This window comes from Paralysiella testudinis, from assembly GCF_016894345.1.
Classification (GTDB): domain Bacteria; phylum Pseudomonadota; class Gammaproteobacteria; order Burkholderiales; family Neisseriaceae; genus Paralysiella; species Paralysiella testudinis.
The window spans coordinates 1,515,936-1,541,761 of sequence record NZ_CP069798.1 but is presented as its reverse complement, the minus strand read 5'-3'; the positions used below and the strand labels follow the sequence as shown (position 1 = coordinate 1,541,761).

At 53.8% G+C, this 25,826-nt stretch carries 31 protein-coding genes, 1 pseudogene and 1 other annotated feature; of the genes and pseudogenes, 7 read left to right on the top strand and 25 right to left on the bottom strand.

Going from position 1 to position 25,826, the window contains the following annotated elements:
* Nucleotides 1-2: 2 nt before the first annotated feature.
* The 5 genes from JQU52_RS08050 to radA all read right to left on the bottom strand — a co-directional run bounded on the left by JQU52_RS08050 (nt 3) and on the right by radA (nt 4,670).
* Complete coding sequence (locus JQU52_RS08050; RefSeq protein WP_230338004.1) at nt 3-719, bottom strand: amino acid ABC transporter permease; 717 nt, start codon at nt 717-719, stop codon at nt 3-5.
* Nucleotides 720-833: 114 nt separating this feature from the next.
* Nucleotides 834-1,667, bottom strand: a complete 834-nt coding sequence (locus tag JQU52_RS08045; RefSeq protein ID WP_230338003.1) for a transporter substrate-binding domain-containing protein — start codon at nt 1,665-1,667, stop codon at nt 834-836.
* 255 nt (nt 1,668-1,922) lie between these two features.
* The gene (locus tag JQU52_RS08040) at nt 1,923-2,573 is read right to left on the bottom strand and encodes a fumarylacetoacetate hydrolase family protein (protein ID WP_230338002.1); all 651 of its coding nucleotides are present in this window, start codon (nt 2,571-2,573) and stop codon (nt 1,923-1,925) included.
* Between the two features lie 11 nt (nt 2,574-2,584).
* Nucleotides 2,585-3,253, bottom strand: coding sequence for a class I SAM-dependent methyltransferase (locus tag JQU52_RS08035; RefSeq protein ID WP_230338001.1), 669 nt, complete (start codon nt 3,251-3,253; stop codon nt 2,585-2,587).
* A gap of 46 nt (nt 3,254-3,299) precedes the next feature.
* Nucleotides 3,300-4,670, bottom strand: a complete 1,371-nt coding sequence (gene radA, locus JQU52_RS08030) for a DNA repair protein RadA (protein WP_230338000.1) — start codon at nt 4,668-4,670, stop codon at nt 3,300-3,302.
* A 372-nt stretch (nt 4,671-5,042) separates the two neighbouring features.
* Between radA and JQU52_RS08015 the strand changes: the two are divergent.
* Together JQU52_RS08015 and JQU52_RS08010 are read left to right on the top strand one after the other, a co-directional pair.
* Nucleotides 5,043-6,250: pseudogene (locus JQU52_RS08015) on the top strand (IS3 family transposase).
* Nucleotides 5,201-5,319, bottom strand: a sequence feature (AL1L pseudoknot). Its footprint overlaps the pseudogene before it by 119 nt.
* 48 nt (nt 6,251-6,298) lie before the next feature.
* On the top strand, nt 6,299-6,478 hold the full coding sequence (locus tag JQU52_RS08010; protein WP_230337998.1) for a hypothetical protein: 180 nt from the start codon (nt 6,299-6,301) through the stop codon (nt 6,476-6,478).
* Nucleotides 6,479-6,564: 86 nt separating this feature from the next.
* On the opposite strand, the gene JQU52_RS08005 is transcribed toward JQU52_RS08010, so the two are convergent.
* On the bottom strand, nt 6,565-6,945 hold the full coding sequence (locus JQU52_RS08005) for a winged helix-turn-helix transcriptional regulator (protein ID WP_230337997.1): 381 nt from the start codon (nt 6,943-6,945) through the stop codon (nt 6,565-6,567).
* Between the two features lie 145 nt (nt 6,946-7,090).
* Here JQU52_RS08005 and JQU52_RS08000 point away from each other — a divergent pair, with 145 nt between their 5' ends.
* The 3 genes from JQU52_RS08000 (at nt 7,091) to JQU52_RS07990 (ending at nt 9,152) form a co-directional block, all read left to right on the top strand.
* A complete protein-coding gene (locus JQU52_RS08000) occupies nt 7,091-7,342 on the top strand; it encodes a DUF896 domain-containing protein (protein WP_230337996.1) in 252 nt (83 codons plus the stop codon).
* A 62-nt stretch (nt 7,343-7,404) separates the two neighbouring features.
* Nucleotides 7,405-8,274: a pirin family protein gene (locus JQU52_RS07995; RefSeq protein ID WP_230337995.1), complete on the top strand. Its 870-nt coding sequence runs from the start codon at nt 7,405-7,407 to the stop codon at nt 8,272-8,274.
* A gap of 118 nt (nt 8,275-8,392) precedes the next feature.
* A protein-coding gene (locus JQU52_RS07990; protein WP_230337994.1) for an IS5 family transposase occupies nt 8,393-9,152 on the top strand; the annotation gives its coding sequence in 2 pieces (ribosomal slippage) (nt 8,393-8,434 and nt 8,436-9,152; 759 coding nt in all).
* A 270-nt stretch (nt 9,153-9,422) separates the two neighbouring features.
* Here JQU52_RS07990 and JQU52_RS07985 read toward each other — a convergent pair.
* From JQU52_RS07985 to JQU52_RS07960, 6 genes are all read right to left on the bottom strand, one after another.
* Nucleotides 9,423-9,836 carry an OsmC family protein gene (locus tag JQU52_RS07985; RefSeq protein ID WP_230337993.1) on the bottom strand — a complete coding sequence of 138 codons (414 nt, stop codon included), beginning with the start codon at nt 9,834-9,836 and terminating at the stop codon, nt 9,423-9,425.
* A gap of 81 nt (nt 9,837-9,917) precedes the next feature.
* Nucleotides 9,918-10,406 carry a ribonuclease E activity regulator RraA gene (gene rraA, locus JQU52_RS07980; protein WP_230337992.1) on the bottom strand — a complete coding sequence of 163 codons (489 nt, stop codon included), beginning with the start codon at nt 10,404-10,406 and terminating at the stop codon, nt 9,918-9,920.
* Nucleotides 10,407-10,477: 71 nt separating this feature from the next.
* Nucleotides 10,478-10,894: a YeeE/YedE family protein gene (locus JQU52_RS07975; RefSeq protein WP_230337991.1), complete on the bottom strand. Its 417-nt coding sequence runs from the start codon at nt 10,892-10,894 to the stop codon at nt 10,478-10,480.
* Between the two features lie 101 nt (nt 10,895-10,995).
* Nucleotides 10,996-11,421 (bottom strand): YeeE/YedE family protein, encoded by a 426-nt coding sequence (locus JQU52_RS07970; protein WP_230337990.1) that lies wholly within the window; start codon nt 11,419-11,421, stop codon nt 10,996-10,998.
* Between the two features lie 104 nt (nt 11,422-11,525).
* Nucleotides 11,526-12,176 (bottom strand): HAD family hydrolase, encoded by a 651-nt coding sequence (locus tag JQU52_RS07965; RefSeq protein WP_230337989.1) that lies wholly within the window; start codon nt 12,174-12,176, stop codon nt 11,526-11,528.
* A gap of 24 nt (nt 12,177-12,200) precedes the next feature.
* Nucleotides 12,201-13,043, bottom strand: a complete 843-nt coding sequence (locus JQU52_RS07960; RefSeq protein ID WP_230337988.1) for a ferritin-like domain-containing protein — start codon at nt 13,041-13,043, stop codon at nt 12,201-12,203.
* Nucleotides 13,044-13,275: 232 nt separating this feature from the next.
* On the opposite strand from JQU52_RS07960, the gene lolA reads away from it, so the two are divergent.
* Nucleotides 13,276-13,902 (top strand): outer membrane lipoprotein chaperone LolA, encoded by a 627-nt coding sequence (gene lolA, locus JQU52_RS07955; protein ID WP_230337987.1) that lies wholly within the window; start codon nt 13,276-13,278, stop codon nt 13,900-13,902.
* A gap of 67 nt (nt 13,903-13,969) precedes the next feature.
* Here the strand turns inward: lolA and trmA are convergent, their stop codons facing one another.
* From trmA to dnaB, 8 genes are all read right to left on the bottom strand, one after another.
* Entirely contained in the window at nt 13,970-15,061 is a 1,092-nt protein-coding gene (gene trmA, locus JQU52_RS07950; RefSeq protein ID WP_230337986.1) for a tRNA (uridine(54)-C5)-methyltransferase TrmA, read from the bottom strand.
* 61 nt (nt 15,062-15,122) lie between these two features.
* On the bottom strand, nt 15,123-15,851 hold the full coding sequence (locus JQU52_RS07945) for an SDR family NAD(P)-dependent oxidoreductase (RefSeq protein ID WP_230337985.1): 729 nt from the start codon (nt 15,849-15,851) through the stop codon (nt 15,123-15,125).
* A gap of 100 nt (nt 15,852-15,951) precedes the next feature.
* Nucleotides 15,952-16,458, bottom strand: coding sequence for a prepilin-type N-terminal cleavage/methylation domain-containing protein (locus tag JQU52_RS14770; protein ID WP_328300150.1), 507 nt, complete (start codon nt 16,456-16,458; stop codon nt 15,952-15,954).
* Complete coding sequence (locus tag JQU52_RS07935; RefSeq protein WP_230337984.1) at nt 16,458-17,024, bottom strand: pilus assembly PilX family protein; 567 nt, start codon at nt 17,022-17,024, stop codon at nt 16,458-16,460. The genes JQU52_RS14770 and JQU52_RS07935 overlap by 1 nt, the downstream gene beginning before the upstream one ends.
* 2 nt (nt 17,025-17,026) lie before the next feature.
* Nucleotides 17,027-18,175 carry a PilW family protein gene (locus tag JQU52_RS07930; RefSeq protein WP_230340549.1) on the bottom strand — a complete coding sequence of 383 codons (1,149 nt, stop codon included), beginning with the start codon at nt 18,173-18,175 and terminating at the stop codon, nt 17,027-17,029.
* Between the two features lie 18 nt (nt 18,176-18,193).
* Complete coding sequence (pilV, locus tag JQU52_RS07925) at nt 18,194-18,841, bottom strand: type IV pilus modification protein PilV (RefSeq protein ID WP_230337983.1); 648 nt, start codon at nt 18,839-18,841, stop codon at nt 18,194-18,196.
* Nucleotides 18,842-18,871: 30 nt separating this feature from the next.
* Nucleotides 18,872-19,546: a GspH/FimT family pseudopilin gene (locus JQU52_RS07920; protein ID WP_268866611.1), complete on the bottom strand. Its 675-nt coding sequence runs from the start codon at nt 19,544-19,546 to the stop codon at nt 18,872-18,874.
* A gap of 113 nt (nt 19,547-19,659) precedes the next feature.
* On the bottom strand, nt 19,660-21,060 hold the full coding sequence (gene dnaB / locus JQU52_RS07910; RefSeq protein ID WP_230337982.1) for a replicative DNA helicase: 1,401 nt from the start codon (nt 21,058-21,060) through the stop codon (nt 19,660-19,662).
* A gap of 206 nt (nt 21,061-21,266) precedes the next feature.
* On the opposite strand from dnaB, the gene JQU52_RS07905 reads away from it, so the two are divergent.
* A complete protein-coding gene (locus JQU52_RS07905) occupies nt 21,267-21,848 on the top strand; it encodes a superoxide dismutase (RefSeq protein WP_230337981.1) in 582 nt (193 codons plus the stop codon).
* An 82-nt stretch (nt 21,849-21,930) separates the two neighbouring features.
* On the opposite strand, the gene JQU52_RS07900 is transcribed toward JQU52_RS07905, so the two are convergent.
* The 5 genes from JQU52_RS07900 to trpS all read right to left on the bottom strand — a co-directional run bounded on the left by JQU52_RS07900 (nt 21,931) and on the right by trpS (nt 25,822).
* The gene (locus JQU52_RS07900) at nt 21,931-22,419 is read right to left on the bottom strand and encodes a copper chaperone PCu(A)C (protein ID WP_230337980.1); all 489 of its coding nucleotides are present in this window, start codon (nt 22,417-22,419) and stop codon (nt 21,931-21,933) included.
* 43 nt (nt 22,420-22,462) lie between these two features.
* Nucleotides 22,463-22,891, bottom strand: coding sequence for a diacylglycerol kinase (locus JQU52_RS07895; RefSeq protein ID WP_230337979.1), 429 nt, complete (start codon nt 22,889-22,891; stop codon nt 22,463-22,465).
* A 307-nt stretch (nt 22,892-23,198) separates the two neighbouring features.
* The gene (locus JQU52_RS07890; RefSeq protein ID WP_230340547.1) at nt 23,199-23,567 is read right to left on the bottom strand and encodes a diacylglycerol kinase; all 369 of its coding nucleotides are present in this window, start codon (nt 23,565-23,567) and stop codon (nt 23,199-23,201) included.
* Between the two features lie 178 nt (nt 23,568-23,745).
* Nucleotides 23,746-24,705, bottom strand: a complete 960-nt coding sequence (gene gshB, locus JQU52_RS07885) for a glutathione synthase (protein ID WP_230337978.1) — start codon at nt 24,703-24,705, stop codon at nt 23,746-23,748.
* A gap of 100 nt (nt 24,706-24,805) precedes the next feature.
* Entirely contained in the window at nt 24,806-25,822 is a 1,017-nt protein-coding gene (gene trpS / locus JQU52_RS07880; RefSeq protein ID WP_230337977.1) for a tryptophan--tRNA ligase, read from the bottom strand.
* Nucleotides 25,823-25,826 lie beyond the last annotated feature (4 nt).

The window sequence follows — 25,826 nt, the reverse complement described above, 5'->3', positions numbered from 1 at the left end:
TCCTATTTGGCCACATAGCGGTCGAGCCGCTTTTCAATCCGCGCTTGCAGCGCAAACAATACCCAGCAAAACGCCCAATACACCAAAGCGGCTTCGATAAATACCGGCAAAAAATCGTAGGCGCGGTTGGCCACTTGCTGCGCCACGCGGAAAAGCTCGGTTACGGTAACCACCGCCGCCAATGAGGTGTCTTTAAACAGGCTGATAAAGGTGTTCGACAAGGGCGGCACCGCCACGCGGAAGGCTTGCGGCATAATGATGCGGCGAAACGCCTGCATATAGGTCATGCCCACCGCAAAGCCCGCTTCCCACTGCCCTTTAGGCACCGACAAAATCGCCGCGCGCACGGTTTCGGAAGCATAGGCGCCCACATTGAGCGAAAAGCCGATAATGGCGGTGGGAATCGGATCCAGATAAATGCCCACCGCCGGCAAGCCGTAAAACACAATGCACAATTGCACCAGCAAGGGCGTGCCGCGAATCACCGAAATATAAAACTGCACCAGTAGCAAAGCGGCGCGATGCCACCAGCCCGCCACCGGCATCACCCGCAGCAAGGCCACGCACACGGCAATGGCAATGCCAAACACAAACGCCGCCACCGCCAGCGGCACCGACACCAAAAACCCGGCCTGCACCATCGGCCAAAAGGCGCTAATCACCAACTCGGCCCGCGCATCGTTCATAAACGGCAGTGCCGCCAACCATTCCGCCAACATGGCTTATTCCTTCATGATTAATTCAATAGCTTTGTTTGTTATCCATCATACACAAACAGGCTGCCTGAAAACATTTCAGGCAGCCTTGGCATTATGCTTTAAGCAGCAATAGGCTTATTTCTGGCTAACATCTTCGCCAAAAAATTCTTCACCCAGCTTTTTCAAAGTGCCGTCTTTACGCAGCTCTTCCACTGCTGCGCTGATTTTGGCCAAGGCCTTGTCGTTGCCTTTATTGACGATAAAACCGGCGCCCAGCTTGCCATCGCTATCCGCGCGCCAAGCCACTTGCAGGCCTGATTGCGGATTTTTCTTTAAGTAGTCGAGCAAAGCCAGCGAATCGTTGAGGGTGAGGTCGGCGCGTTTTTGCTGCACCAGCGTGAGCGCTTGCGCCATCCCGTCTACCGGCACCACTTTGGCGCCGTTGGCCACCGCCATTTCGCCGTAATTGCTGCTCAGGGTTTGCGCAGCCGATTGGCCTTTAATATCGGCCACGCCGGCAAAGGTTTTTTCGCCCACCCGATTCAGCGCCATCGGGCCGGAATAGCTGTAATCGGCCGATTTATCAAACGTGGCTTGGCGCTCGGGCGTGGTGAGGCTCACTTGGTTGGCCACCACATCAAAGCGCCCGGCTTTCAAACCGGCCAGCATGGCATCCCATTGGGTTTCTTTAAAATCCACCGTAAAGCCGAGCTTGGCGGCCACCGCGCGGGTGACTTCCACATCATAGCCGGTGAGTTTGCCTGATTCGTCGTGGTAGGTAAACGGCGCATAAGTGCCTTCGGTGCCCACGGTAATCGTGCCTTTGTTGTCGATGCGTGCCAGCAAATCATTGCCCGCTGTGGCCGGCGGTGCCGAAGCGGCACTGGCCGCGGCGGTGTTGGTTTTGTCTTGGCCGGAGCAAGCCGCCAGCAGCAAGGCCACGGCGGAAAATGCCAATAATTTTTTCATGTTTAAAATCCTTATTTATTACCAGCGCCATGCATCCATTTGCAGGCTGGCGAAACCGCTTATTGTAAAAGCCTTTGCTGTTGACACAAAGCACAATCGGCTATTTGCTTAGAAGCAAAGCGCATAATGCCTGCTCATACCAATCCTAAAAAATAACCTAACTGCGTTGGCTCGCCTTGCCGTACTAGATGTACTGTCTGCGGCTCGCCGCCTTGTTATCTTATTTTTTAGAATTGGTATCAAAAGCACAATAGCCTAGCGCACGCGAAACGTGGCCTCCACCTGCTGCGGCCAGCGCAAATGCAATTCATCGCCCGCCACCATTTTGCCCACGCCCGCCGGCGTGCCGGTGTAAATCAAATCACCCGCCTGCAAGCCGTACACCGCCGATAAATAGGCAATTTGCTGCGCCACCGACAAAATCATCTGCGCACTATCGCCCTGCTGGCGCGTGTGGCCGTTGACACTCAGGCTAAACGCCTGTGCCTGAATATCGTCTACCGCCGCGGCCGCCACAAACGCCGACACACACGCCGCGCCGCGAAAACCTTTGGCTTGCGTCCACGGCAGGCCTTGCGCCTTAGCTGCGCTTTGCACATCGCGGGCGGTTAAATCCAAGCCGATGGCGTAGCCGCCCACATGCGCCAAGGCCTCGGCAGCGCTGATGTTGTGCGCATCACGCCCGATATACACCACCAGCTCGCATTCATAATGCACATCGTTGCTAAACGCCGGCAAAACAATGTCTTCGCCCGCTGCCAACAAGGCCGAAGTGGGTTTTAAAAACACCACCGGCTCGGTGGGCACGGCATTATCCAGCTCGCGGATGTGCTCGTGGTAGTTGCGGCCGATACAGAAAATATTGGCCACCGGCAAGGCTTGGTCATTGAGTTGGATGGTTTTCATCAAGTTTCCTTCTATTCTGCTTTCAACAATACAAAAGCGGCAAAACCCAGGGCACGGAAATACACTTCAGGCTGCCTGAAACCGGCCTGCTGTGCCAGCCGCGCCAGTTCGGCTTCGCTTAGGGCAAAAAATTCAGTTTGCAAACGCCGCTGTAAGGCTTCGCCTTGGCTTTCAGGCAGCCCTTGGCCGATGGCATAGTGCACCATTGCCATGCGCTCGATGTTGTGGCCTTGCATTAAATCGCACAGTAATAAAGGCGCACCGGCGACCAGTTGCGCTGCAGCTTGGTTTAGAAATTGCTGCTTGGCGGCCGTGGTGTCGATAAAGTGCATCACCAGCAAACACAGCGCCGCATCAAACGGCGCTGCTACGGGCAAATCTTCAGCATAGCCGTGCACAAAAGCCACATTGTGCCGCTGCGCCGCCGCGCATTTGGCGCGCGCCACCGCCAACATATCGCCCGAAGGCTCTAGCGCGGTAATATGCCAATCGGGATTTTGCTGTGCCAGCGCCAACACCTCGGCGCCGGTGCCTGCGCCCAATACCAGCACCCGCGCCTGCGCGGGCAAAGTGGCTTTAAGCCAAGCGGCGCTAGTTTGATGCAAAGCGGCATAGCCGGGCACCAGCGTGCCGATGCGGCCATCGTATTCCACTGCGCCTTGTTGTTGGAAACGGCTCATGGTTTTCCTTTTTTAATTAAGGGGCTGCCTGAAAGCCAATACAAACTCAACCTTCCCGGCACGCATCCACCGCCTGCTGCAAAGACGACACACCAGTGATTTTCAGCTTGGGAAAATCGGCAGCGTGGCGCGGCAGGTTGGCTTGCGGCACGATGGCGTGGGTAAAACCGAGCTTCTCCGCTTCTTTTAAGCGTTCTTGTCCGCGCGTTACCGGGCGCACTTCACCGGACAGGCCGATTTCGCCGAAGGCCACCATTTTTTGAGGCAGCGGGCGGTTGCGGTGGCTCGACAGCATGGCCAGTATCACCGCCAAATCGGCCGCCGGTTCGGTGATTTTCACCCCGCCCACGGCATTTAAAAACACATCTTGGTCGAAGCAGGCAATGCCGGCATGGCGGTTGAGCACCGCCAGCAACATCGCCAGCCGGTCTTGTGCCAGCCCCACGGTGAGGCGTTTGGGGGCAAAGCCGTGGGCATCGTCCACCAGCGCCTGAATTTCCACCAGCAAAGGGCGCGAGCCTTCTTGGGTTACCAGCACGCACGAGCCGGGCACGTCGTCACGGTAGCTGGACAAAAAAATCGCCGACGGATTGGCCACGCCTTTTAAGCCTTTGTCGGTCATCGCAAACACGCCCAGCTCGTTGGCGGCACCAAAGCGGTTTTTCATCGCCCGAATCATGCGGTAGTTGGAGTGTTGGTCGCCCTCGAAATACAGCACCGTGTCCACCATATGCTCCAGCACGCGCGGGCCGGCAATGGCGCCGTCTTTGGTAACATGCCCCACCAAAATAATGGCAATGCCCAATTGCTTGGCCATGCGCGTGAGCTGTGCCGCGCATTCACGCACTTGCGATACCGAGCCGGGCGCCGACGTAATCGCGTCGGCATACATGGTTTGGATGGAATCAATCACCACCACCGCCGGCTGATGCTGTTTTAAAACCGCCGCAATCGCTTCCATGCGGATTTCCGCCAGCAGATTAACGCCCTCGGAAGCCAGCCCCAGCCGTTGCGCGCGCAAAGCCACTTGCTGTGCCGATTCCTCGCCCGACACATACAGCACACGGCGGTTTTGCGCCATCAGCGCCACGGTTTGCAGCAATAAAGTAGACTTGCCAATGCCGGGGTCGCCGCCAAGCAAAATCACCGCACCATCCACCAAGCCGCCGCCCAATACCCGATCCAGCTCACTCATGCCGGTGGGGTTGCGCGGCACCTCGGTGGCGCTTACTTGCGCCAAGCTCTGCACCTGCCCGGCCTCTGCCGCCCACGATTGAAAACGCCCACTGGCAGGCTCAGGCAGCGCCGCCGCTTCCACCAATGTATTCCATTCGCCGCAATGCGGACATTTACCTTGCCACTTGGGCGTGGTGCCGCCGCATTCACTGCACTGGTATTGGGTTTTGCTTTTGGCCATTTAGCGCTTTCCTGCCGTTTTAACAAGCCCGATTGGGTGGTGTCCTGAAAAGTATGCTGCCTAAATTTTTAATCATCAAACATAACCATTATTTACATAAGCGAAAGCCAAATCAAACTTCAACAGTTCCCTTGATGGCCAAAAGCAGTTACTGCAAACCGAAGTGCCGTCGGCCAAGGCCTATAAAGAGGCGGCTACCCTGCGCATCCCGGTACATTGCCACGAAACCACCCATCCTGGCAAGGCCGAACCGGCCAGACAGGTAATGCTGAACCTGATTTACGAACTGTTCCCGGTGGTTAAAGATCGTGGCTGCAGCTGCCACTGAACCGCCCCGAGATTCCAGGAGACACAACTTTCTGAGAGAATCTCATCATGAAAAGCAAATACGCACCCGAAGTAAAGCAACGCGCCATTCGACTGGTACAAGAGCAACGCAGCGAATATCCAACCCAATGGATGAACATAGTCGCCATCGCCACCAAAATAGGCTGTTCACCCGAAACCCTGCGCAGCTGGATTAAACGGCATGAAGCCGATATGGCCGGATGCGGCAGATTGACTCGACCTCGTAAGCGGTTCTGTGGCGATTGATAAAGTTGACCATTACTTGGGTTTGCGGTCGAGTTCCGTCCGGGCGAAAAAAGCGACAGCCAGGCGTAGAATTTCATTGGCGCGCTGTAATTCTTTATTCTCTTTTCCAGTTGCTTGATGCGCCGGACATCGTTAACGGCTTGGCCGTTATCGGCCGATTGCCCCGTCAAGCTACTATCGCCATCAACAGCAATCCCAACATCCGCAACAGCGCAGCCGACGCTGCCTGAAAGATGAACATTTGCTTATCCTTATCCGCAACATCTGGCAACAGAGCCGCCAAATCTATGGTGCACGTAAAGTCTGGAGGGCTTTGTTACGGGATGGTCACCGCGTTGCCCGCTGTACGGTGGAGCACCTGATGCGCAAGCATCAAATGCAGGGTGTGTGGCGGGGCAAAGGCAAACGCACCACGGTTTGCGACCCCCAACTGCAACGGGCAGGTGATTGGGTGAAACGCCGGCTCAGCGCCGAGAGTCCCAATCAGCTGTGGGTGGCGGATTTCACCTACGTAACCACCCATCAGGGCTTTGTATACACCGCCTTTGTGATTGATGTTTTTGCCCGGCGTATTGTCGGCTGGAAAGTGTCAAAACGGATGGATACCGACATGGTGATGGATGCATTGGCGCAGGCTTTGTATGCCCGGTGCCCGAAAGGGGTTATCCACCACAGTGACCGAGGCAGCCGGTATCTGTCGATACGTTACACCGAGCGGCTGCGGCAGGCACAGATGAAGGCTTCGGTGGGCACCAAGGGTGACTCTTACGACAACGCGCCGACCCAAACAATCAATGGCCTTTACAAAGCCGAAGTCATCCACCCCAACGGCCTTGGCGGGGATGGCTGATGTGGAGTGGGCGAGATTGGAATGGGTGGATTGGTTTAATCACCACCGTTTACTGGAGCCGATCGGCTATGTGCCACCGGCTGAGTATGAAATGGCGTATTATCGCCAATTGGAAGAGTCGGCTAAGGCGGCTTGACTCAAGATAAACCTGCTCCTATAAAGTCGGGGCGGTTCAGTCACCACCGTGAGCCAAGTCGACAGCCGCGGTCAGCTTACCGCGCTGCCTGAAGGCATTATGATGCCCGACAGCACCCATGTATTGCCGCGTGATGGCCTCTATGATATTGAAGTGCGGCAGATGCGCGCCGGTGCCCGCAACAACAGCCAATCGCGCCCCTACCGTTTGAGCATCCAGATTGATTAACGAATATCTGCTTAAATAGTTGGGCAACATCAGTATAAAAGCCGCCACAGCCTATGCCGTGGCGGCTTTGTTATCAATTGCAAACATCAGTTTGATGCGTGTTCGCTTGCGGCACGGTGTTTGACACATTCGACGGCATAAGCCGTGCCCCATTGGTGCATGGCGTGTACCACCGGCAGCAAAGTGCGGCCGAAATCGGTGAGCGAATATTCCACTTTGGGCGGCACTTGCGCATACACTTGGCGGTGCACAATGCCGTCTTCTTCCAGCTCACGCAATTGCAAGGTGAGCATGCGTTGGGTAATGTCGGGCAGCTGGCGGCGCAATTCGTTAAAACGGCGGGTTTCTTGGCTCAGGCTATACAAAATCAACACCTTCCATTTGCCGCCGATAATCGATAAGGTGGTATTTACCGGGCATTCGCCGGGGGTGTGGGCGGTATCATTGGGTTTGGCTATGGTGGTCATTGGGTTTTTACGGTATAAAAAATGTGCGTACTGTTCAAAAAATAGGTAGCAGCTATAATACACCCAATGCAGCAAAAAGCCCACCATTCTGGTGAAGCCCATATTTCAGGCAGCCTGCTGCCCGTGCAAACGAAAGGAGCACACCATGCGCATTATCGAACTGGATCGCATCAACCAATTGGCCCGCAAAGCCCGCGAGCATGGTTTGAGCGCGGCGGAAATGGCCGAGCGCACCCGTTTGCGCCAAGCCTATATCCACCAAGTGACCGGCCAAATTAAGCATATGCTGTCCACCGTTACCGTGGTTGACAGCGAAGGCCACGACGTTACCCCGGCCAAACTGCGCCACGCCCAAGCCAGCGGCAGCTTGATCAAACATGCAGGCAGCTTGCACTAAAAAACATACTGTTTTCATCTCGGCACCCGGCCAACGGGTGCCGCCAATAAAGGATTTTAATCATGCGCAATGTACGTCAAATCTACCGTGCCAACAGCCGCCACTGGGTGGGCGACGGCTTTTGGGTGCAACCCCTGTTTTCCCATATGGGCGAAGACCGCGGCACTGATCCATTCTTAATGCTCGACTATGCTGCCCCTTATCCATTTGCCCCGGCCAATGGCCGCGCCCGTGGCGTGGGCCAGCACCCGCACAAAGGCTTTGAAACCGTTACCATCGCCTACCAAGGCGAAGTGGCGCACCGCGACTCTACCGGTGGCGGTGGGGTGATTAAAGCCGGTGATGTGCAATGGATGACCGCCGGTGCCGGCATTATTCACGAAGAGTTTCATTCCGAAGCCTTTAGCCAAAGCGGCGGCATGTTTGAAATGGTGCAATTGTGGGTGAACCTGCCCGCCAAACACAAAAACACCCCCGCCCGCTATCAACACTTGGCTGCCGATCATATTGCCGTGGTGGACTTGCCCGACAACGCCGGCCACCTGCGCCTGATTGCCGGTGAATACAACGGCGTGGCCGGTGCTGCCGACACTTTTAGCGAAATGAATGTGTGGGACGGCGTGATTTATGCCGGTAAAGAAGCCGTGATTAATGTGCCAGCCAGCCACCAGCTTGCCATCGTGGTGCTGCGCGGCGAAGCCACATTCAACGGTAAAGAGCGTGCCGGTGCCGGCGAACTCGTGGGCTTTGAGCATAGCGAAGGCGCGGTACACATCAGCGCAGGCGATGCCGAAGTCAAAATCCTGCTGCTCTCCGGTGTGCCGATTAACGAGCCGGTGGTGGGCTACGGGCCGTTTGTGATGAACAGCGAGGCCGAAATCCGCCAAGCCATTGAAGATTACAACCATGGCCGCTTCGGAGCCATTGGCTAAAATGCCGGATTAACACGCTATTGGTTTTAGGGTCTGTTCACAATTACTTGTCATACCCTTGAATAAAAAAGAAACGCAGGCATAAAAGGAAGTTCTCACCCCCCCCAATACACCTGCGATGCCCCGTACACTACTCAAAGATGAACATTGGACGAAGCTGTTACCCTATTCTGCGTGATTTGGGTATTTATAGCAAACCCAATTTGCGCAGAATTCTTGAAGGCATACTTTACAGAATAAGAACCGGCATACCGTGGCGGGATTTACCCGAGTATTTCGGCAAGTATCATACTGTTTATACCGCTTATAACCGTTGGTCAGAAAAAGGCATTTTTACTGCAATCTTGAAACAGCTCAGCCAAGAGAGTGACTTGGAGTGGGTAGCCATAGACGGCAGTTATATCCGTGCCCACCAACACTGCGCCTCAGCGCTCAGTGCGCAAGAGGATCACGCAATCGGTATGAGCCGAGGCGGCAGAACCAGCAAGATTCATCTGGCTGTAGATGCTGCAGGCAATCCGATTGAGGTTATCGTTACTGCGGGCAATATCCATGATGTCACCGTTGCACCGGAGCTGCTTGACAACATCAACCTTGCCGAAACTGAGTTGGTTAATGCGGACAAAGGTTACGATTCAGACCGGCCCAGGGAGCAAATAGAGCAAAGCGGTGCGAAAGCCAATATTCCCTATAAAAGCAATAGGGAAGAGAAAAATAAAGACATGGACTGGTATTTATATAAAATCAGGCATTTGGTAGAGAATGCCTTTTGCCGTTTGAAACATTTCCGAGCGATTGCCAGCCGTTACGATAAGCTCAAACGCAACTTTCACAGTACGGTTTTATTGGGGTGCATTGTGATGTGGTTACCTTTATGACAAGTAATTGTGAACAGACCCTAGAAAGTAATCATTTTTGCGCTAATTTTTTGCATTTTCAATTTCCGCCAAATTTCCGCCTTGTTTTTGATTCCATTAAATTTTTACCCGTTTTCGGTGTCCCCATGCCCGTGACAAAACAATCACCCCCCCACAAAGGGGTATACGGGGTATTTTTATCGAAATAGCTGAAAACGGATAACCGAGGCTTGGTTGCTTAAGTGAGCTGCGGTTTTGCAAAGGTCTCAGCCTGACTTGGGCAAAACAGCACTAGCCTTCAATACACTCAAAACTGTGGCTGATTGCCGCCGCCTTGCCCAGCATAATCGACGCGGAGCAGTATTTTTCTGCCGACAACTGCACCGCCTTGGCCACGGCGCTTTGATCCAAATCACGACCAATCACTTTAAAATGCAGGTGGATTTCGGTAAACACTTTCGGAATGCTGTCGGCACGTTTGGCAGTCACTTCACAGATGCAGTCGCGCACATCTTGGCGTTGCTTTTGGGCAATGCTCACCACATCAATGCTGGAGCAACCGGCCACGCCCAGCAACAGCATGGCCATCGGGCTGATGCCGCGCTTGCCCGCTTCTGGCGCCGCGCCGTCCATCACCACACTGTGGCCTTGCTCGGTACTGCCCACAAAACACAAACCGTCTACCCATTGGGTGGAAATTTTCATGCTTATCTTTCTTTGTTTTCAGTTTAAGGTTTGAGGCTGCCTGAAACGGTTTTCAGGCAGCCTAGGATTTATATTTCCGCTTCAGGCAGCCTCAATCGGCGCTTTGCTCACCAATACACCGTCTTCATCGCTATAAACATAATCGCCCGGCGTAAAAGTAACCTCACCAAAACACACCACCACATCCACTTCGCCCACGCTGTCTTTGGCGCTTTTTTTCGGATTGGTGCCCAAGGCTTTGATGCCGAAGTCCATCTGCCCAATCGCCACACTGTCGCGAATCACGCCGTGCACAATCACCCCTGCCCAGCCATTGCTGCAGGCGGCTTCGGCAATCATATCGCCCACCAGCGCACTGTAGCGCGAGCCGCCGCCGTCCACCACCAGCACATCGCCATTGCCCGGACTGTTCAGCAATTGCTTCACCAAGCCATTGTCTTGAAAACAACGCACCGTGCGCACACGGCCACAAAAACGCGGGCGGCGGCCAAAGTGTTGCAAGGGCAATTGGCACGAAGGTGTATCGGGGGCAAGGTCGATTAAATCGGCGGTGGCAAAATCGGCATTCATGGTGTCTCCTTAAGGTTTGCAGGCTGCCTGAAACGTTCAGGCAGCCATGGTGCGGATTTTTGTGTGCCGTGTCAATTCACCCGGTGCTGCCAATATTGCCAGCCGCCCATGCCCGCCACCATCGCCACCAAAAACACCAGCGCATCTAAACGCCCCAAGCCCAACAGCACCAAGGCCGGCCCCGGGCAGATACCGGCCAAACCCCAGCCGATGCCGAACAGCGCACTGCCCCAAATCAAACGCCGGTCTATGCCCTGCGCCGCCGGTGCATACCAACGCCCGGCCAGCAGTGGCCGCGAGCGTTTGGCTGCCCATTGAAACAGCGGTAAGGTCAGCGCCACGGCGCCGCCCATCACAAACGCCAGCGTGGCATCCCAATCGCCAAACCAATCCAAAAAACCCTGCACTTTGGCCGGATTGGCCATGCCCGACAGCAACAGCCCGAAGCCAAACAGCAAGCCTAACAACAAAGCACTAATGCGCATCATACCGATTCTAAAAAATAAGATAACAAGGCGGCGAGCCGCAGACAGTACACCTAGTACGGCAAGGTGAGCCAACGCAGTTAGGTTGTTTTTTAGAGTTGGTATCACATCACCCCCAATACATGACGCAGCAAAGCCACTGTGAGCACGCCGCTGCCAATAAACACCAATACCGCCCACACAGAGCGCACCGACAGCCGCCCCAAACCGCACACCCCGTGGCCGCTGGTACAGCCGCTGCCCATGCGCGTGCCCACGCCCACCAAAAAACCGGCCAGCGCCAACCACCACCACGGATAAGGCAAGCTGATTTCAGGCAGCCCGAAACTCAAGCGGTAAATCAAGCCAGACAACAACACCCCGGCCACAAACCACACACGCCAAGCAAGTTCGCCGCCGGTTTGCTGCCATAGCCCGGCCACCACCCCGCTAACGCCCAAAATACGGCCATACAGCAGCCATAACAACGATGCAGCGGTACCAATCAACAAGCCACCGGCCAAGCCTAGCCACCAATCCAATTGCATCATCAATCCTTAATATCAAATTTTCTTGATAATAAGATAAGCTGCCATAAAAAACAAGCCACACCGCAATCGGCATGGCTTGTTTTGTGGTGCAATACAGAGGGAAGTTACAGTAATTTAAGCAAATCCTGCGGCTTATCAATCGCTGCATCCGCAGGCCATTGCGCCACATTATCGCTGGCGGCGATATAGCCCCAATTGGCCAGCACGGTGCGCATACCGGCATCTTTGCCTGCCTGCATATCGCGTTCGGCATCGCCCACATACACACAATGCTGTGGCTCAATACCGATTTTTTCGCACGCATACAGCATGGGCTTGGTGCTCGGTTTGGCCTCGGCGGTGGTGTCACCGCTCACCACCACGGCGGGCGGACACACAAAACCCAGTTGCGGCACCAGCCGATGGGTAAAAATATGCGGCTTGTTGGTGATGATGCCCCACACCACGCCGCGCCGATCCAACTCGGCCAGCAGCGCGTTCACACCTTCAAACAACACGGTTTCATTGGCAAAGCCGTTTTCGTATTCGGCCAAAAAATCAACCCGCCAATGGGCGTGGTCGGCATGGTCTTTATCAATGCCCGCGCCGAGCAAAATCAGGCCGTTGGCGCCGTGGCTGGCCACCGGGCGGATATCGGCCATGTCTTTTTCAGGCAGCCCTTTGCGTTTGAGCAGGCGGTTGAGGGCGCCGCCCAAATCCAGTGCGGTGTCGGCCAAGGTGCCATCCAAATCAAATAAAACGGCTTTGGTGTTCATGTAGGATGCTTTCAATAATGAAAATTAATGTTGCAAGGCTTGCGGCCAATGGCCGCCAACATGGCGGCTTTGTTCGAAATTTTCCAGCATGGCCAGCTCAAAAGCCGAAAAACCGGCCTGCTCGCGCGCCTCGGCATTCACATGGCCGCGAAACACAAATAAATCGTAGCGGCCGAGCAGGCGGCGAAACAAGGCCACCGGTGCCAAGCCGCGCTGTTGGCACAAATACTGATACCAATGATTGCCCACCGCCACATGGCCCACTTCGTCGCGGTAAATCACATCCAGCACGGCGCAGGTGTCGGCATCGCCTTTTTGAGCGATTTTGGCACGAATAGCGGGGGTAACATCCAAACCGCGCGCCTCCAGCACTCTTGGCACCAGCGCCATGCGCAGCAAGGGATCAAATGCGGTTTTGTAGGCCATATCCCACAGGTGATTATGGGCGGGGAAATCACCGTAATCAAAACCCCAATGCTGCAAACGCTGGCGCATCAAGCCAAAATGGTGCGCTTCTTCGGCGGCCACCCGTATCCAGTCGCGCACAAAAGTTTCAGGCAGCCTGCGAAAACGATAAGCCGCATCCAGCGCCAGATTGATGGCATTAAATTCAATATGCGCAATGGCGTGCAGCATGGCGGCATAGCCGGCGGCGGTGGTCATTTTGCGCGTTTTCACCGCCGCGGGCGGCACCAATTCCGGCTTGGCCGGATGCCCCGCGTGGCGAAAATCCAGCGCCGCAGCGGCAGCGTGCAAATTCAACGATTCGGTGTTAGCGCAATGCGCGGCCACCGCAGCGGTTTGGCGGCATTTATCGGCAGCATCGGTGCACAACAAGGCCGCTTCGAGAGCGGGGTAAATCAGCATAGTGGCAAAACAGGCATCAAAAGCGGCATTATAGCCCAGCCCGGGCTTAAAAATGCGTTAAACACTCAGCATGGAACGAGCTTAAATCTGCCTTATTTTCAGCAAATTAGCGCACCGAACGCCATCTTTACATTGGCAATAGCCGCCAAATAACACTGTTTTTTCGGCCATAAACCCCATATCATGCCGCATCAGCCCGAATAAACCCACCCGTTTGAAAGGACGCGTGCTAATGAAACTGAACCGCAAAACCCTGCTTAAAACCACTTTGGCCTTAACCTTATCGGCCAGCATCGGCTTGGCCAATGCCGCTGCCATTGATGCTTTAAAAAAATTCAACACCGACACCGACGGCATCAGCGGCACCTTCAGCCAAACCGTGCAAAGCAAAAAACGTAGTCAAACCACCCACGGCGACTTCCAAATCCTGCGTCCCGGCCTGTTTAAATGGGATTACACCAAGCCCTATAAACAAACGATTGTGGGCGACGGCACCACCATTTGGCTGTACGATCAAGACTTGGCGCAAGTAACCAAACGCGCTCAAAACCAAACCATCGGCGACAGCCCTGCAGCCATTTTGTCCAACAAAAACGCGCTAGACGCCAGCTACACCCTCAAAGAAGACGGCAGCGAAGGCGGCATTGACTATGTGCGCGCCACGCCCAAAAGCAATAATGCCGGCTACCAATTTATCCGCATCGGCTTTCGCGGCGACGCCTTGGCCGCCATGCAGCTGCGCGACAGCTTCGGCAACAACACCACCATCCGCTTTAACAACCTCAACACCCGCCCCAATCTTTCGCGCAGTCAGTTCACGTTTACCCCGCCCAAGGGGGTGGACGTATTGAGCCAGTAAACCACACGCCCAATCGGCGCAAGGCTGCCTGAAAACCCCCTGTTGTATCCGCAACAGGGGGTTTTGCTTATGTGCGCCGGGCAAAATACATGCCCGCTTCAATATGTTCGGTAAACGGAAATTGGTCAAACAGCGCCATGCGGGGGATATCGTGGGTTTGTACCAGCTGCGCCGCATTGTCGCGCAGGGTGTGCGGATTGCAGGAAATATAAATAATGTTGTCAAACTGCTGCAATAACGCCAGCGTAGCCCCATCAATCCCCGCCCGCGGCGGGTCCACAAACACCGTGGAAAAGGCATAATCGGCCAACACTACCCCTTGCTGCTGCAAGCGCACAAATTCGCGTTCACCGCGCCAAGCTTGGGTAAACTCCTCTGCCGACAAACGCGCAATGGCGATATTGTCGATGCTGTTGGCGGCCATACTACACTGCGCCGCCGCCACCGATGTTTTGGATAATTCAGTGGCCAGCACACGGCGGAAATGCTGCGCCAGCGGCAAGGTGAAATTACCATTGCCGCAATAAAGCTCAAGCAAATCGCCGCCCAAAGGCGCGGCTACTTCGCTAGCCCAAGCCAGCATTTTTTCACACACCTGCGCATTGGGTTGGGTAAAACCGGCTTCAACTTGGCGGTAATGGTATTGCCGCCCGTTTGCCGACAAGGTTTCCACCACATAATCCCGCCCCAACACCACTTTCTGGCCACGGCTGCGCCCCACTACGTCAATGCCCAATGCGGTAGCCATGCTTTTTGCTGCCGCCGCCCAAACATCATCGAGCTTCTTATGGTAAATCAGCGTTACCAAAGTTTGTCCGCTCAGCGTGGTCAGAAATTCCACCTGATACAGGCGTTGAATCAGCACCGTTTGTGTTTTAAGCGCCGCCAGCAATGTGGGCATCAGCGCATTGATGTTTTCGTGCGCCGCCGGAAAGTCATGCAAACGGATTAAGCTGGCCGCAGAAGGTTTTTGCCCGGGCATAAACATGGCATAGCAGCAATCGCCGCCATCGTGCCACAGGCGGAATTCGGCACGCATACGGTAATGCTGCGGCGGCGAATCAAACACCGCCAGCGGCGGCAAGGCAAATTCAGAAAACAAGTTCAGCAAATAAGCTTGCTTTTGCGCCAACTGGGCACGGTAATCGGCAGGGGGCATTCAGGCATCTTTCTCAAGCAAGGGCGAAAGGCGGATTATAGCGTATTCAGCACACGCACAATTATGGCTCACGCACATCCCGACACACGGTTTGGCCAAAATCGGCTGCCGCAATCATGGCCGCCATTTGTGCCGCCGTGGCCACCGGGCTTTGCAGCAAATCTTGGCGGTGCAATTCATCAAAACGCCCACGCAGCGGAAACACAGCCACATCACTGCTGCGGATAGCCGCCTGCATATCCGTATCCACCACACCCGGCGCAATGCTGCCCACACGTAAATTGGGGTGATTTTCTGCCGCCAGCACCGCTGCATGTTGATCCAGCGCCGCCTTAGTCGCACCATACACAGCCCAACCGGCATAAGCATGGCGCCCGGCACCGCTGCTGATGTGCACAATCGTTTTCAGGCAGCCTACAGGTGCATCGGCCAGCAACGCATTGCTCAACAGCAAGGGTGCGGCAATATTCAACGCCAGCGCCCGCACAATCGCATCCGCATCCTGTTTGCCCACCAGTGCATTAGGTTCTACCGTAGCCGCATTATTCAGCAACAACACCTCGCTTGCTCCTGCTAAAGCCTGCTGCCAAACAGCGCTTTGCAGCCATGCCGCCAGCTCGCCGCTGTCGGCCAAATCCAAAGCCACCTGCTGCAAACCGGGTGTTGGTGCCCACAAACGTCGCGACAAACCCAATACCTGCCAGCCCGCCGCCAAATAATGCCGCGCCAACGCTTGACCCAAGCCGACTCTATGGCCGGTGATGATGGCCAGTTTTTTAAAATTATTCATAGCTCGCTTCATAATTTGATTTGCACTGATTATTTTTGCATCTTGAAAATAATTCAGGCAGCCTTACAAGGCTGCCTGAATGCAATCTATCTATCTTTAACTACTTGACTTTACAGTTAGTAGTGTTGGTGCTGGGCTTATAGTCACTTAATTTAACCGAACATTCATAGACGGTACCGCTGTTACTCATCCATAAAGATTTAGTGCGACCAGTGCTGTTGTTGGGCACCGCAAATAGAAAATAAGTGGCCACCGAATTAGTGCCGGAGCACGCCCCCGGATTGGCAGCGGCGCCGCAACGCACCACAATATCGTATTTTCGCCGCACACCAGCATCCACAGCATTTAAAGAAGCCGTTGTGGTAGATACAATAATATCACCATCCAACTTCCTCTTGATTTTCTCACGCACCAATGTCTGATTAATTGCCACCATCCCGGTGCGGGCATGTGCTAAATCGGCTCGCTCAATAAAATGGCTGTATGCAGGCAAAGCAATGGCAGCCAATATGCCGATAATGGCCACCACAATCATCAGTTCTATCAGGGTAAAGCCATAGTAGGCAGAACGATATATAGGCTGGGTGATCTTCGTCAAGTAAGCCATCAGTAAACTGCCTCTACATAAGATTGTATTGTTACAACCGTATTCGGATTCTTACCCCAAGCACGGGCGGTAACACGGAAATAATACTGCCCCGCCGAATTCATATTTAAATACTCAACAATATAACGCGGGCGGCGGGCATAGTCGCCGACAACTGAGACTTCCACAGCATTACCATTACGCTCAAAAATATTGGCACGCTCCCATGCCGCCGTACCACAGCCAGTACAACTGCCTAAACGTTGAGCCTGCGTTATACCAAACAATTCGGTAGGCACATTTACACCGCTCGGTGCTGGCGCAACACCGCCAGCCGGAATGCAGCGTCCACCAGTACAATTCACATCAAAACGGGTGGCATTGTTATAAGTGGCTATGCTTTTTTCGCCAGCACGTAAAGCGGTTTCCGCCACCGACATGGCCAGCTTGCGGTCAGCATCGTTAGAGCTGATGCGCATTTCCGTATTCATGGATTGCACTCCGGCCACCACCATAAAGGCAATCACCAACATCACAATCAACACAATAAATAAAGAAAAGCCACGCTGCGCTATTGGATAATGCATAATTACACACTCCCCATACTGCGATTGGCACACACATTACCGCCACGCACCGCCGCATCAATCACATATTCGCGAATATCGCCTACATTCACACCGGAAGCACGATTTTCGCCTGAGGCCACATTCAAACGAATCCGTATCAAGGCAGGAAGTTTGCCATATTTATCTATTCTGGCCGTATTACTATGAAATTGAAATTGTTCATTAGGGCTGGAAGCGCCGTGTGTGCAATTATTGGTTTGCACATAGCCCAATTGCATAACCATGCCATCAGCATTGGCAACATTACTCACCAACAACTGCGGTGCCGACCAAGTACCGTTGGCATTCAGATTAAAGCGGTATAATCCGCGCACAGCGCCAGTGGCATTGACAGTACCCACTACATAGGCCGAACCCACCAGCTTACTAACACCCAACTGACCAGGCTGGAATGCATTGACCACCCCGCTTTGGGTGCTGACAAGCACGCTGGGATTCAGATTGATATTGGTTGCATTTGCACGCGTATAACCGACACCGCGTTGCAAAATTTGCACCCGGTTGCAGGAGGACAAAACCAACGGTGCCACATCGCTGGCGTTGGCATTGGCCATTACTTGACCTACGGCATCATTTTCATTCACATTTAACCCTATTGCGGTAGCATTGATGGTACCGGAAGCGGCCAGTGTATTCGGCGTCAGGGCATTGACCGCCGCAAAGCCATCACCATAAACAAAAATCAGCGCATTACCTGCGGGATTAAAATTAGCTATGCCGCTGTTGTTTACAAAATTAGCCCCTGTCATCACATGCACGCCGAAATTATTGGGCTGATTATCACTTTCTGCCCCACGAATAGCCAAGGGATGGTTTGCCGCATAAGGGCTGACGCCAGCAACATTTGTGTCGGTTAGATTGGCGCAGCCAAAAGTACCCGCTTGGCGCGCATCGCGCACAATCAAATTGGCCGCACTGCGCAAATCCTGTTGCGCATTCAAACGCTCGGTAGCCACACGATTAAGCTGCTGGGTAGTGAAATAAGTGGAACCGGCAGCAATCAGCACAATCATGCTGATAGCACTGGCTACTAAAAATTCAATCAAGCTGAAACCGGCTTGGTTTTGCCGCCCCAACTGATGAGCATCAACATGAAATTGATTTTGCATCAACACATAACCCCTTAATCAATCTTGTACCGGCAGTACATAACGATATGTCATTGTACCATCAGCATTGGTTGTACCCTGTGCGGCATCAGTGGCATCGCCTACCTGCATACCCCATGAAACGCTAATAATATATTGGGTGGCAGCAGCATTGCAGACACCGGTTTGCGGGTTACCTTTACAAACTTGTGCCGCCAAACTGGTGCGGTTAGGCAATTTATTTTGCAAATCACTACTGAATCGGCAAAGTTGTTGTTGTGCCAAAGTGCTTTTATTAATTGCAGTCCTTTCGGGATAAGTATTCGCCACGCCGGAAGCTGCGCCACCGGCAGCACAATAGGTCAATACATCACCTTTAGCATAGGCAGCATAATCTCTGCTGGTAACGCCAGAAGCGCTCACTTCCAGCGTAGGATTAACCAGCATCCCCTCCATCAGCGTTTGTGCTGCCTGTGCCACCAAAGTCTGATTTTCTGCTTCCTGAACACTGCTTACCGAGCGCAATTGCGCCACCATCAGCGCCAAAACGCCGAAAGCCAGCACAAAAATCGCCACCATGGCCTCAATCAAGGTAGCACCTTGTTGTTTTAAAGGTCGCTCACTTGATACTAAAAAGCGGTTGTGAATTGCGGGAATCACCATTAAATCCTTTTTTAGCCACAACACCAAACATTGTATTTTTAAATTTTATATTTCTTAAGTTGCCGTACAAGCTGCCGGCGCATTGCTTTTAGGGCATACACTCACCCGCCCGCCGGCATCAATCAACAAGGTGGTACTCCGGCGGTTTTTGGCAGCATCATCGGCAGCTAAATCATCACGAAATTGGAAACGAACTAATCCACTGGCCACGGTAGCACCACTACCGTAAACCGAACCGGAATTACTATTCATATAGCCGAATGTGCCATTTGGGTAAAATACCAGAATATTATTATTGGCCGCTGCCGCATTTACTGTACCTACAAAGGTAATGTGACTAAACACCACATCCACATTTTTATTGCCCTGATTGATGGCGGTACTGCGCAACAACTCATCACGACCCGTGTTGTAAGGTAAATTACCCCGAATCGCAAAAGCACTCATCCCCCGCTCATTGGTAGCCGATGCCGGTGTACATGGATTATCAGCCTTGCCATCGGCTTTTACATCGCTATAACACACCACCACCGGCAAATTCAACCGTGCGGCTTCGGTGCGGGCAAAACGGAACAGATTGGCCACCTGATCAGCGCGGTTGGCCACACGGCGGGTATTTAAAAATTCGCTCATATTCGGCAAAGCAATCGCCGCCATAATGGCCAGAATGGCAATGGTCACCATCAGCTCAATCAGGGTAAAGCCATGCTGTTTGCTGTTTTTATTCATAGCCATCCATGGCAAAAGCCATGTCCGTTAAGTCAGAGATAAAGTTATCGCTACCATTGTAAACGAATAGTTAACATCTGAAAAGTTGTTATCTACAGAAGTATATAACACCGTTATTCGTCATCAAAACCACCTTCAGGCAGCACCGCGTTTTCAAATTTGGTGTATTGGCCTTGGAAAGTTAAATATACTTTACCTGTGGGGCCGTTACGGTGTTTGCCGATAATGCACTCGGCCAAGCCTTTGAATTGGGTTTCGGCGTTGTAGTATTCGTCGCGGTACATAAACATAATCAAGTCGGCGTCTTGTTCGATGGCGCCCGATTCGCGTAAGTCCGACATCATCGGCCGTTTGTCGGTGCGCTGCTCTACCGATCGCGACAATTGCGACAAGGCGATAATCGGCACTTGTAGCTCTTTGGCCAGCGCCTTAAGTGAGCGCGAAATTTCACCCAATTCGGAAGCGCGGTTATCGGAGCGGCCGGAGCCGGACATCAATTGCAAATAGTCGAGCACAATCAAGCCCAGCTTGCCGCCTTGCTGCCGTGCCAGCCGCCGGGCGCGGGCGCGCACTTCCAGCGCAGTAAGCCCCGGCGTTTCGTCGATAAACATCGGCGCATCCGACAGCTTAACCACTGCTTCATTCAGCCTGCCCCAGTGTTCGTCTTGCAATTGGCCGGTTTTCAGCACATGCTGATCCAAGCGCCCTACTGAACCCAGCATCCGCATCACCAGCTGTGCGCCGCCCATTTCCATGGAAAACACCGCCACCGGCAGCTTGCCATCAATGGCCACATGTTCGGCAATATTGATGGAAAATGCGGTTTTGCCCATGGATGGCCGCCCGGCCACAATAATCAGGTCGCCCGGTTGCAGGCCGGAGGTTTTGCGGTCTAAATCCAAAAAGCCGGTGGCAATGCCGGTAACATCGTCTTTGTTTTCGCGCGAATACAGTGCATCAATACGCTGCACCACTTCTTGCAGTAAGCCGGGCATGGCCAGAAAGCCTTGTTTGGAGCGGGCGGTGGACTCGGCGATTTGAAACACATTGTTTTCGGCTTCGTCCAGCAATTGCGCCGCTTCTTTGCCTTGCGGGTTGTAGGCACTCCTAGCAATTTCCGTACCGACTTGTGCCAATTGACGCATAATCGAGCGCTCGCGCACAATTTCGGCGTAGCGGCGGATATTGGCGGCAGAGGCGGTGTTTTGTGCCAAATTAATCAGGTATTCAAAGCCGCCAGCCGCTTCAAGGTCTTCACGCCGCTGCAATTCTTCCTGTACGGTAATCACATCAGCCGGGCGCGACAGCTCCACCAATTGCGCAATGGTGCGGAAAATTAGCCGGTGCTCGTGGCGGTAAAAATCGGCTTCGCTCACCACATCGGCAATGCGATCCCAGGCGCTGTTTTCCAGCAGCAAGCCGCCCAACAAAGACTGCTCGGCTTCCATTGAGTGCGGCGGTACCATCAGCTGGCTGGCTTCATCGGCTCTGTCGCTTAAGGCAAAATCATCCATTTGTATCCGTTGCTTTCCATAGACCCCATCTTTAATCACCAATTTTAACACCGCAGGCTGCCGATTTGCGGCACAATCTTACCCTGTATTACAATGTGACTGATTCGGTGCATAATTAAACCGACCCCGTTTCAGGCAGCCTTGATATTATCGAAGCTACCTGAAACAACCCACACCACAACCACACCATTTATAAGGATAGCGATATGGAACACAAATTACCCGTACTGCCCTACGCTTTAGACGCTTTGGCACCGCATTTGTCCAAAGAAACGCTGGAATACCACTATGGCAAGCACCATCAAACCTACATCACCAATCTGAACAATCTGATTAAAGGCACCGAATTTGAAAATGCCGATTTGGAAGAGATTGTAAAAAAATCCAGCGGCGGTTTGTTTAACAATGCGGCGCAAACGTGGAACCACACTTTCTACTGGCTCAGCCTCACCCCCAACGGCCAAGGCAAGCCCGCCGGTGAGTTGGCTGCTGCCATCGATGCCAAATGGGGCTCTTTCGATGCCTTTAAGGCAGAGTTTGACAAAGTGGCCGCCGGCACCTTTGGCTCCGGCTGGGCTTGGTTGGTAAAAAAAGCCGATGGCAGCTTAGACTTGGTGTCCACCAGCAATGCCGCCACCCCGCTGACCACCGATGCAGTGCCGCTGCTGACTTGCGATGTGTGGGAACACGCTTATTACATCGACTACCGCAACAGCCGCCCCAACTACTTGGGCGGATTCTGGAATATTGTAAACTGGGACGAAGTGGCCAAGCGCTTTGCCGCCTAAGCTTTAAACCAGTATAAAAAAACGCTGCCTGAAAACATCAATCCGTTTTCAGGCAGCGTTTTTGATGCTGCAAGCCATGTATCTACTTGGGTTGTAGCATCATATTGTGATTGTGCTGATGCGGCATGGCGGCGGGCATTTTATCGGCGCCGGTTTGCACGGTTACGGTGATCGTTTGCGGTTTGGCCTGTTTGAATTTCAGTGTTAGTGCAAAGGTGTCGCCCACTTTAAGCGGCTTTTTCAAACCCATCAACATCATATGCAAGCCGCCCGGTTGCAGTTTCACCGTTTCACCTGCGGCCACGGCAATGCCGCCGGGTACTTCGCGCATGCGCATCACGCCGTTGTCGTTCACATGGTTGTGCAATTCCACTTTATCGGCTACCGGTGTGCTGCCGCCCACCAATACGTCATCATGGCCGGATTCGTTGTCAATATTCATAAACACGCCGCTCATGGTCATGCCCGGTGCACTGAAGCGCGCCCATGCATTGTCTACTGCCAATGCGCCGCAAGCCAGTGAAAGACTACTGGCCGACAGCAGCAAAGCGCCGATTGCCCATTTTTTCATATTATTTCCTTAGGTGTTAGACTGCCCAAGGAGTGGGCAATCTTTAAAACAAATTTAAGCCGTAATCGCGCCACAAGGCCATCAGCCACATCAGCGCCAGTAAGGTAAGCCCCAAAAACTGGGCTGCCGAGCCCACATCTTTGGCGCGTTTGGCCAGCTCGTGCTTATCCAGCGAAGTATGATCCACCGCTGCCTCGATGCCGGTGTTAATCAATTCCACCATCAGGCTGATCATCGAAGCCATGATTAACAGCATTTTGGTGGCAGGGCCGAAATCAAGCCAGCAGGCCAGAATAATTAAGGTGCCATTGAGCCACACCAATTGGCGGAACGCCGATTCGCTCCAAGCGGCTTTAAAGCCATCAAACGAATAACCGGCGGCATTCACAATGCGGCGGATGCCGGTTTTACCCTTCACGCTAGCGGCATAATTGCCGGATTTTTGCTCGGGTTGCTGCGGTTTGTGCTTCACGATAAACGGGGCTTTCTATGGAGGGGATTGTAGATACAGAGAGGAGATTACGCCAAGGGGAATCGGCGCGGCTGATTGTCGCACCCTTAATACCAATCCTAAAAAATAACCTAACTGCGTTGGCTCGCCTTAGCGCAAAGCGAACGACTTTGTACGGCGCTAAAGCGCCAACAAACTCTGTTCCGTACTAGGTGTACTGTCTTCGGCTCAGCTCAAAGAGAACGATTTACTAGGGCGCTGAAGCACCGAGTAAATCAGTTCCGCCTTGTTATCTTATTTTTTATGATTGGTATAATATAAAAAGTTTTCAGGCAGCCACAAACGTGCGCCACACCGCCAACAGCCACAGCAGCGCCAACATAAACAGGGTGAGGTATTGCGCTGCCGAGCCCACATCTTTGGCGCGTTTGGCCAAATCGTGTTTATCCAGCGAGGTGTGGTCTACCGCTGCTTCGATGCCGGTGTTAATCAATTCCACTGCCAACGACATACACGAGGCCAGAATCAGCACCAGCTGCACCGCCAGCCCAAACGGCAAGCACAAGGCCAGCAGCAATAAGGTGCCGTTGAGCCACAACAGCTGGCGAAAGCCCGCTTCTTCGCAGGCCGCCTTAACGCCATCCCACGAATAACCCAATGCATTGATGATGCGGCGCACGCCAGTTTTGCCTTTCATTTGCGCCGCATAGCTTTGCACATCGGCATAATATTCGTGCGCCTTGTCGCTCACTTCTTGGATATAGCTGGGAATGCTGCGGCCATTGTCGGCCTCGGTATCGGGTTTGGGGGTGGTTTTGTTGTGCGGCATAAGGCCGTTTTCCGTTTTTAATCTTGGTATGATTTTGAAATGCTTTTCAGGCAGCCTTGGCCGCCGCGGCCACCGCATCGGCAAAGCGGGCGGCCACGTCAAAGCCGGTTTGCGCCATGATTTCCTGAAAACCGGTGGGGCTGGTCACGTTCACTTCGGTGAGGTAGTCGCCAATGATGTCCAAACCGGCCAATACAATGCCCCGGCGCTGCAATTCCGGCGCCAGCGCGGTGGCAATTTCACGGTCGCGCGGGCTTAAGGCTTGCGCCACACCTTTACCGCCCGCGGCCAGATTGCCACGGGTTTCGCCGCCTTGCGGAATGCGTGCCAAGGCATAAGGCACCGCTTCGCCGCCAATCACCAGCACACGCTTGTCGCCCGCGCTGATTTCGGGAATATAGCGCTGCGCCATGATGGTGCGCGTATCCAGCCGCATTAACGTTTCCAAAATGCTGCCGATATTGGGGTCGGCCTCGGTTAAGCGGAACACGCCCATGCCGCCCATGCCGTCCAGCGGTTTCACGATAATATCGCCCTCTTTGGCCAAAAACGCCCGCACTTCGGCGGCGCGGGTGGTAATCAGCGTGGGCGCGGTAAATTCGGCAAAATTCAAAATCGCCAATTTTTCGTTGAAGTCGCGCATGGCTTGCCCGCTGTTGAGCACCACCGCGCCCTGCTCTGCCGCCAAGGTGAGCAATTGGGTGGCGTACAGGTATTGCAAATCAAACGGCGGGTCGGTACGCATAATCACCGCATCAAAGCCGCTTAAGGCTGCCTGAACCGGCTGGCCGGATTCAAACCAAGCGTGGTCGTGGGGGTTTTCGGCACCGATAAAGGTAAACGGCGCGGCAACAGCCACCACTTGGCCGTTTTGTACGCTCAGCTGTGCCGACAGCGTGTGCGACAAGTGCCAGCCACGGGCGGCCATTTCGCGCATCATGGCATAGGTGGTGTCTTTATAGGTTTTAAAACCGGCCATAGGGTCGGCAATAAACAGGATGTGCATGCTAAACCTGCTTTCTTAAGGCGGGATTAAACCGGCTTGAATGGGGATTTTAGAGGCTGCCTGAAACTTTCAGGCAGCCTTTTTTTAAAAATCAAACAGCTTATTTCAACACCCGAATCCCCACTGCATCGCGCACCTGATCCAGCAGCAAACGCGCTTGGGCGCGGGCTTTAGCGGCACCAGTTTGCAGGATGGCTTCGATTTCGCCGGGGTTGGCCATCAATGCTTGATAGCGCTCGCGCTTGGGTGCCAATTCGGTGTTGATGTTGGCGGCAAGCATTTTTTTGGCCTCGCCCCACGCCAAGCCTTCGGCCAGCATCTGGGTGAACTCGGCGGTTTGTGCCGGGGTGGCAAAAGCTTTGTAGATTTCAAACAGCGGGCTTTCGTCGGGGCTTTTCGGCTCGCCCGGCTCTTTAAGGTTGGTAACGATTTTGTTCACCGCTTTTTGCAGCTGCTTTTCGCTGTCGAATAAGGGAATGGTGTTGCCGTAGCTTTTGCTCATTTTGCGCCCGTCTAGCCCCACCAAGGTTTCCACTTCTTCGTCGATTTGCACTTCAGGCAGCGTAAACAGCTTGGCAAAACGGTGGTTGAAGCGCTGGGCGATGTCCCGCGCCATTTCCACATGCTGGATTTGGTCGCGCCCCACCGGCACTTTGTGGGCGTTGAACATCAAAATATCCGCCGTCATCAAAATGGGGTAGCTGTAGAGCCCCATTTCAATTTGGTGGTCTTGATCTTCTTGGCCTTTATCGAGATTGTCTTGCACGGCCGCTTTGTAGGCGTGGGCGCGGTTCATCAGGCCTTTGGCGGTGATGCAGGTGAGTATCCAGTTTAGCTCCAGAATCTCGGGGATGTCGCTTTGGCGGTAAAAGGTGGTGCGTGCCGGATCCAGCCCGCACGCCAGCCAAGTGGCGGCCACGGCGCGGGTAGACTCGTGAATCAGCGCCGGGTCGTGGCATTTGATGATGCCGTGGTAGTCGGCCAGAAAGAAAAACGATTCGGTATCGGCCTTTTGGCTGGCGGCAATGGCCGGGCGGATGGCGCCGACATAGTTGCCCAGGTGCGGAATGCCGGTGGTGGTCACGCCGGTGAGGACGCGTTGTTGGGGTTTACTCATAAGA